Consider the following 6,059-nt stretch of genomic DNA (forward strand, 5'->3'; position numbering starts at 1 on the left):
CCTCGTCCCCATGCAGCTCGACCTGTCCCGTCACGTCGCCGCCGACCCCGCCACCGTCTGGGCCGTGCTCACCGACATCCCCTCCGCCCACCTCACCCTCAGCGGGGTGCTCGCGGTCGAGATCCTCACCGACGGCCCGTACGAGCCCGGGCTGCGCTGGCGGGAGACGCGGAAGATGTTCGGCATGAAGTCCACCGAGGAGATGATGGTGCTCGCGGCCGAGCCACCGAACGCCACCACGATCGTCGCCGAGAACGGCGGCACCGAGTACAAGACGGTGTTCACCATCTCCCCGGACGCCGACGGCGGCTCGACGCTGCGCATGCGCTTCGGCGCCCACACCGCCCACGCCCCCGCGGCCTCCCGCGTAGCGATGATGGTGATGGGGCGGTTCGCCGAGAGGTCGACCCGCCGAGCCATGGGACAGGACCTCGCCGATATCGCCGCCGAGGCCGAGCGCCGCGTCGGATGATCCCGGCCGCCGCGAATACGCTTCAGCGCGGTAGCGGCTTCGCGGCCCGGTCCCACAGTTCGGTCACCACTTCCACGGCCGAACGGTTGGCATAGGCATCGGCGGCTCGCCAGCGTGATCCCGCCCACAGCGGTGGGACGTCGTCGTCCCCGGCCTCAGCCGCTGCACTGCGCAACGGCCCGGTCAGCACGTGCAGGTACGGGTACGCCGGCGGCGCTACCTGATCGAACCCGGCCACGAACCCGTTGACCAGCGCACGGGCGTAGCGTCCGGTGTAGCAGCGGGTCGGCCGCGACTCGATGAACCGCGGATCGGCGAGCGCCGCCCGGTGCAGCGCGCCCGTGCCCGCCTCCGGGGTGCGGAGCAGCACGGTGCCCAGCTGGACGCCGTCCGCCCCAGCCTCGAGAGCCGCGGCGACGTCCTCCGGCGTACTGATCCCGCCGGCGGCCACGAACTGCGCGTCCGGCAGCGCGTCACGGACCGCCCGCACGAGCTCCACGGTGGTGATCTCGTCCGGCGCCTCGCCGATCGTGGTGGTGGACCGGTGGCCGCCGGCCTCCGAGGACTGCACGGAGAGCCAGTCGGCACCCGCCTCGACCGCGCGGTGGGCGTCCCGAACCCCTGCGACGGTGACGACGACCGCGGTGCCCACCTCCTGCAACGCCTCGACCACGTCACGGCCGGGGATGCCGAAGGTGAACGAGACCACCGCGACGGGATCGACGACGAGCGCCGCGAGGGTGGCGTCCTGGTCGAAGTCGGTGAAGCCCGGCCCCTCTGCCAGCGTGATCCCCAGCCGGTCGGCGACCGGCCCGATCGCGGCCGCGTAGCGGTCGACGGCCTCCGGCCCCCCGACCTCGGCCAGGGCCGCATCGGAATCGGCACGATCCACCAGGAAGACGTTCACTCCGAACGGGACGTCGGTGATCTCCCGCACCCGCGCGATCGCCGCCCGGGTGCCCGCGGCGTCGAGGTAGCCCGAGCCGATCATCCCGAGCCCGCCCGCCTCACCGACCGCCGCGAGGAGCTCGGGGGTCGTGGGCCCGCCGGCCATCGGCGCCCCGATCACGGATCGACGGAGGTCGGACGGCATCAACCGGGGCAGGCCCCGGCGGGACCGCGGGTGGGGGGTCCGGGTGTGGTGCTCGGTCATGTCTGCGACGCTACGCCCGGGTTCACCGCCCGGCTGCGGGAGGCCGAGTAGACCACACCGCCGACCACCGACTGCCGGAGCACCATCGCAGACGTGGGGTGACGTCGGGTGGCGTCGCGCCCGCCCGCGCTGTGCATTCGGCGCTCTGCCGCCCTGGGTATTCGGCGCGCTGCCGCCCGGTGCGTACCGGATACATTGGAGGTCGTGTCCTTCTCCCGCCGGCTCCGTCTGACGGTCGCCGCATCGGTCGTGGGGCTGGTGCTGGCCGGGTGCGGCGCCGACGAGTCTGCGGAACCCGTCGCCGCCCCCGCCGCCGACTCCTCCGCCGCACCCCCCGCCCGTGCCGAGCTGACCCCGCCGCCCGCGCCCCGGTGTGAGTCGCCGCTGGACTCGCTGACCCCACGCCAGCGGATCGCGCAGCTGTTCACCGTGGGCGTGAGCTCGATGGCCGACGCCCGCCACGCGGTGGAGCAGTACGGCGTCGGCGGAATCTTCCTCGGCGGTGACGTCGTCGGGGAGGTGGTCTCCGGCGACGACCTCGCCCGACTGCAGCAGGACACGGAGCTCCCGCTTTTGGTGGCGATCGACGAGGAGGGCGGGCGGGTGTCCCGCATCGCCCCCTACGCCGGGCCGATGCCGTCCGCCCGGGTCATGGCCGCCACGATGAGCCCGGAGGAGGTCCGCGCGGCTGCTCGGGACCGCGGAGAGTTTCTCCGCGGGATGGGCGTCACCGTCGACTTCGCCCCCTCCGTCGATGTATCCGACCAGCCGGACGGGGCCGTGATCGGCGACCGGTCCTTCTCTCCGGACCCGGCCCGCGTGGTCAGCTACGCGCGCGCCTTCGCCGCCGGCCTCGCGGACGCCGGGGTGACGCCGGTGTTCAAGCACTTCCCCGGCCACGGCCGTTCGTCGGGGGACAGCCACTACGAATCGGTGACCGTCCCACCGCTGGACCAGCTCCTCCCCCACGACCTCCGGCCGTTCTCCGAACTCGCCAGGACCCCCGGCGCCGGGATGATGCTCGGGCACCAGCAGGTACCCGGCCTCACGGGGATCGACCGGCCCGCCTCGCTCTCCCCGGCCGCCTACCGGCTGTTGCGCGAGGGCCACGGATACGGGGCCCCGCCCTTCGACGGCGCGATCTTCACGGACGACCTGTCAGGGATGCGCGCCGTCACGAACGACTTCCCACTTCCCCGAGCCGTGACCGAGTCGCTCATCGCCGGGGCCGACTCCCCGCTGTGGATCACCACCGCCGGGATCCCCGAGGCTCTCGACTCCGTTGAACGCGCCATTGCCGAGGGCGCACTGACCAGGAACGACCTCCACCGCTCCCTGGCCCGGATGGCCGCCCTCCGCGGGATCCCCGGTTGCCTGAGCTGGCCGGCCACCGGGCAGGTGGCGCAGGCGGGGTCGCTCGCCGCCCCCGTCCCCGACCTCCCGCACCGTGGTGCTCCGCCCGGCCTACCCGTTCTGCCCGGATAGCCGGAACCGCAGGGCCCGCTCAGTCCGCCGGGGTGACCCCGCGCCCGGAACGTCAGGTCACCGTCTCGCGCGTCCAGACTCCGGAGCTGCCACGCCGGTGCGAATCCGTCAGGTGCGTGTCGACCACCCCGATGGCCTCCATCAACGCGAACACCGTCACCGGCCCCACGAAGCTGAATCCCCGCCGCTTGAGATCCTTGGCCAGCGCCTCCGACTCCGGGGATCGGCTGGGCACCTCATCCATGGTCCGGGGCTGCGGTGTCTGTTCCGGCCGGTACGACCAGATCAGTTCCCCGAGACCGCCCTCGGTCCTCAGCGCGATCACGGCCCGGGCATTGGTGACCGCCGCGTCGATCTTGCGTCGATTGCGCACGATCCGCTCGTCGGCCATGAGCCTGGCGACGTCGGCGTCCCCGAAGCCCGCGACCGCATCGGGCGAAAACCCGGCGAACGCCTCCCGGAACGCCGGACGCTTGCGCAGGATCGTCACCCAGCTCAGGCCGGACTGGAAGCCCTCCAGGACGAGCCGCTCGAAGAGCCCCGCCTCGTCGCGGACCGGCATCCCCCATTCGGTGTCATAGTACTCCCGCAGCAGCGGGTCCCGTGCAGCCCAGGGCGGGCGCCTCAGCCCGTCCTCGCACAGCACGGTCCCGGCGCCGGTGGTCCCGGCACCGGTGGTCACTGCGGCGGTGCCGGTCGTAGCGGCGGTGGAATCCTGGGTCTGCATGTGGTCTCCCGAGTTCATCCGAGCACCCGTGTGGTGATCACCGTCACCATAGGATCCGGCTACGACAGCACCCCGGTGAGCTGGGTGATCCGCACCGCCGCCAGAGCGAGCAGCGCCAGGCCCACCACCAGGGTGAGCGCGCGCCCGGCCACGCGGCCGTAGGACAGGAACCGGTCGATGCGGCGGGTGGCCGCACCGATCCCGCCCGAACGAACTCGTGCCAGCGCGATGATCAACGCCGTGCTCGGCAGGATCGCGATGATCGCGAAGAACAGGATCTGCAGCAGCTTGGACCACCACGGGGACTCGGCGAACGAGATGAGGACCATCCCGGCCGCGAACGGCGCCGACGTGGCCGACTGGATGATGCCCAGCACGACGCCGGTGACCATGATCCCGAACTTCTGCAGAACGTTCTGGGTGAGCGGCGCCTCGACGCTCTCCTCCTTGGCCTCCGCGGGCTTGCGCAACCCCATGACGGTGATCACCAGACCGATGAGACCCAGGGCCACCATCGCCCAGAGGTTGTGGAACAGACTGCGGACGAACTCCTGGTTGTTGCCGATCACCCACACCGACACCAGCGAGAGGAGCACGATGCCGCAGAACGCACCGCCGGTGAACCGCGCGGCCCGGGGCGCGAAGGGCACGCCACGCCCGGCCGAGGTCAGCCACAGCCCCGCGATCACAGCGAAAGCCAGAAGGTTGACCGAATCGATCGCCGCGAATCCCAGCAGGCTGAGGTAGTACTGCACCGCCGATACCCTACCGGCGCCTGTCCGGACGCGGACCTCGGCTGTCGTGGGGAGCGCCGTCGTCGCCGGGGTCGCGCCCGTCGTCGTCGTCGCCCTCGGCGTCGTCCTCCTCCCGCCCCGGTCGGCCGAACACCGACCGCTCCCGCCGCCGCCGCACGTCCAGGTCCCGCACGGTCCAGCTTCGCACCGGCGCCGGGACGCGCCACTCGCGGCGCCATGCCACCATCCGGAAGGCGAACACCAGCGCCGACAGGACGGTCGCGGCGACCGGCCCCCAGGTGTCGGTCCCCACCGCGACGGCCGTCAGGGCGGCCCCCGTCGCCGCCGGGATGACGTACAGGTTCGAGCCGCTGAACACCGCCGGGATCTCGTTGGCCACCACGTCGCGCAGGAGACCGCCGCCCACTGCGGTGACCACGCCGAGCAGCAGCGCCGACGCGATCGGCATCCCGTGGTCCAGCGCCCGGGCCGTGCCGAAGGTGCAGAACAGCCCGAGACCGGCGGCGTCGAACGTCACGATCAGCGTCCGCACCCGGTGGATGAGCGAGCCGAGCAGGTACACCACGATCGCTGCGACCACCGGGGGGACCAGGTAGACCGGCTGCGACAGCGCGAGCGGCGTGACGCCCAGCAGGACGTCGCGGATGATGCCGCCGCCCAGGCCGGCGAGCAGCCCCAGCACCAGACCACCGGTGATGTCGATGTCCTTCCGCGCCGCCAACAGGTTCCCGGACAACGCGAAGAAGAACACGCCCATCAGGTCGAACCACAGGACGAGTGGCGAGGACTCCACGACCGACCTCCTAGACCACCGCGTCCGCGGTGGAGCGGGCGTGGTGACGGCGACGGACGGAGCGGAACGTCCAGAGCTTGTTGACGACGAAGTTGATCGGCATCGTGATGAGGATCGTCAACAGCTGACTCCAGTACTCCCGGGAGTGGATCCCCGCGTCCTCGTGCCACCACGGTTCGGGCAGGTAGAGCGGGGAGGTGGGGTTGGTGAAGGCCAGCTTGATGAAGATCCCCGCGGCCGCAGCCACCGATCCCACCAGCAGGAACGGCCAGAACTCCTGCATGACCGGCGCCTTGTGTCCCTTACCGAAGGTCCAGTGCCGGTTGAGCATGAAGTTGTAGACATTGGCCACCAGGAACGCCACGATCCACACCAGCGTGGTGAAGCGGAAGTTGTACTCCGTGCCGGAGAACGGGAACAGGATGTCCTGGGCGTTCTGGGTCCCGCCGTTGGCCCTGTTCATCAGAACCGTGACGATCATGTTGACGACCATCCCGGACCCGCCGACGATCCCGAACATGAGAAACTGACGGGCGCTTCGTCGATAGCGACCGAGTTCGGACGGGGCCGGGTTCACAGCGAGCCAGTCTAGGCCCACGGACCCGGACTAGTGGGTATCTCCGTTAGTTCGTCGGGGGTCGGTGATCCAGGCGGTGGGGTCGCCGAGGTAGAGG

General features: G+C 71.3%; 7 protein-coding genes. 2 read left to right on the forward strand and 5 right to left on the reverse strand.

Going from position 1 to position 6,059, the window contains the following annotated elements; genetic code table 11:
• Positions 1-10: 10 nt before the first annotated feature.
• On the forward strand, positions 11-472 hold the full coding sequence (locus ABD250_RS15235) for an SRPBCC family protein (protein ID WP_182659373.1): 462 nt from the start codon (positions 11-13) through the stop codon (positions 470-472).
• A gap of 22 nt (positions 473-494) precedes the next feature.
• Here the strand turns inward: ABD250_RS15235 and ABD250_RS15240 are convergent, their stop codons facing one another.
• Positions 495-1,625, reverse strand: coding sequence for an NAD(P)H-dependent flavin oxidoreductase (locus ABD250_RS15240; RefSeq protein WP_182659372.1), 1,131 nt, complete (start codon positions 1,623-1,625; stop codon positions 495-497).
• 204 nt (positions 1,626-1,829) lie between these two features.
• On the opposite strand from ABD250_RS15240, the gene ABD250_RS15245 reads away from it, so the two are divergent.
• Positions 1,830-3,110 (forward strand): glycoside hydrolase family 3 protein, encoded by a 1,281-nt coding sequence (locus tag ABD250_RS15245; protein ID WP_182659371.1) that lies wholly within the window; start codon positions 1,830-1,832, stop codon positions 3,108-3,110.
• Between the two features lie 52 nt (positions 3,111-3,162).
• Here the strand turns inward: ABD250_RS15245 and ABD250_RS15250 are convergent, their stop codons facing one another.
• Genes ABD250_RS15250 through ABD250_RS15265 form a run of 4 tightly spaced genes read right to left on the reverse strand, consistent with a single transcriptional unit; the run spans position 3,163 to position 5,962 of the window.
• Complete coding sequence (locus ABD250_RS15250) at positions 3,163-3,837, reverse strand: DNA-3-methyladenine glycosylase I (protein WP_241730802.1); 675 nt, start codon at positions 3,835-3,837, stop codon at positions 3,163-3,165.
• A gap of 59 nt (positions 3,838-3,896) precedes the next feature.
• On the reverse strand, positions 3,897-4,592 hold the full coding sequence (locus ABD250_RS15255; RefSeq protein WP_182617604.1) for a hypothetical protein: 696 nt from the start codon (positions 4,590-4,592) through the stop codon (positions 3,897-3,899).
• Positions 4,593-4,602: 10 nt separating this feature from the next.
• Positions 4,603-5,385: a trimeric intracellular cation channel family protein gene (locus ABD250_RS15260; protein ID WP_259844392.1), complete on the reverse strand. Its 783-nt coding sequence runs from the start codon at positions 5,383-5,385 to the stop codon at positions 4,603-4,605.
• A 10-nt stretch (positions 5,386-5,395) separates the two neighbouring features.
• Positions 5,396-5,962: a GtrA family protein gene (locus ABD250_RS15265; RefSeq protein ID WP_259844393.1), complete on the reverse strand. Its 567-nt coding sequence runs from the start codon at positions 5,960-5,962 to the stop codon at positions 5,396-5,398.
• Between the last annotated feature and the right edge of the window lie 97 nt (positions 5,963-6,059).

This window comes from Dietzia cercidiphylli, assembly GCF_039531545.1.
GTDB lineage: Bacteria > Actinomycetota > Actinomycetes > Mycobacteriales > Mycobacteriaceae > Dietzia > Dietzia natronolimnaea.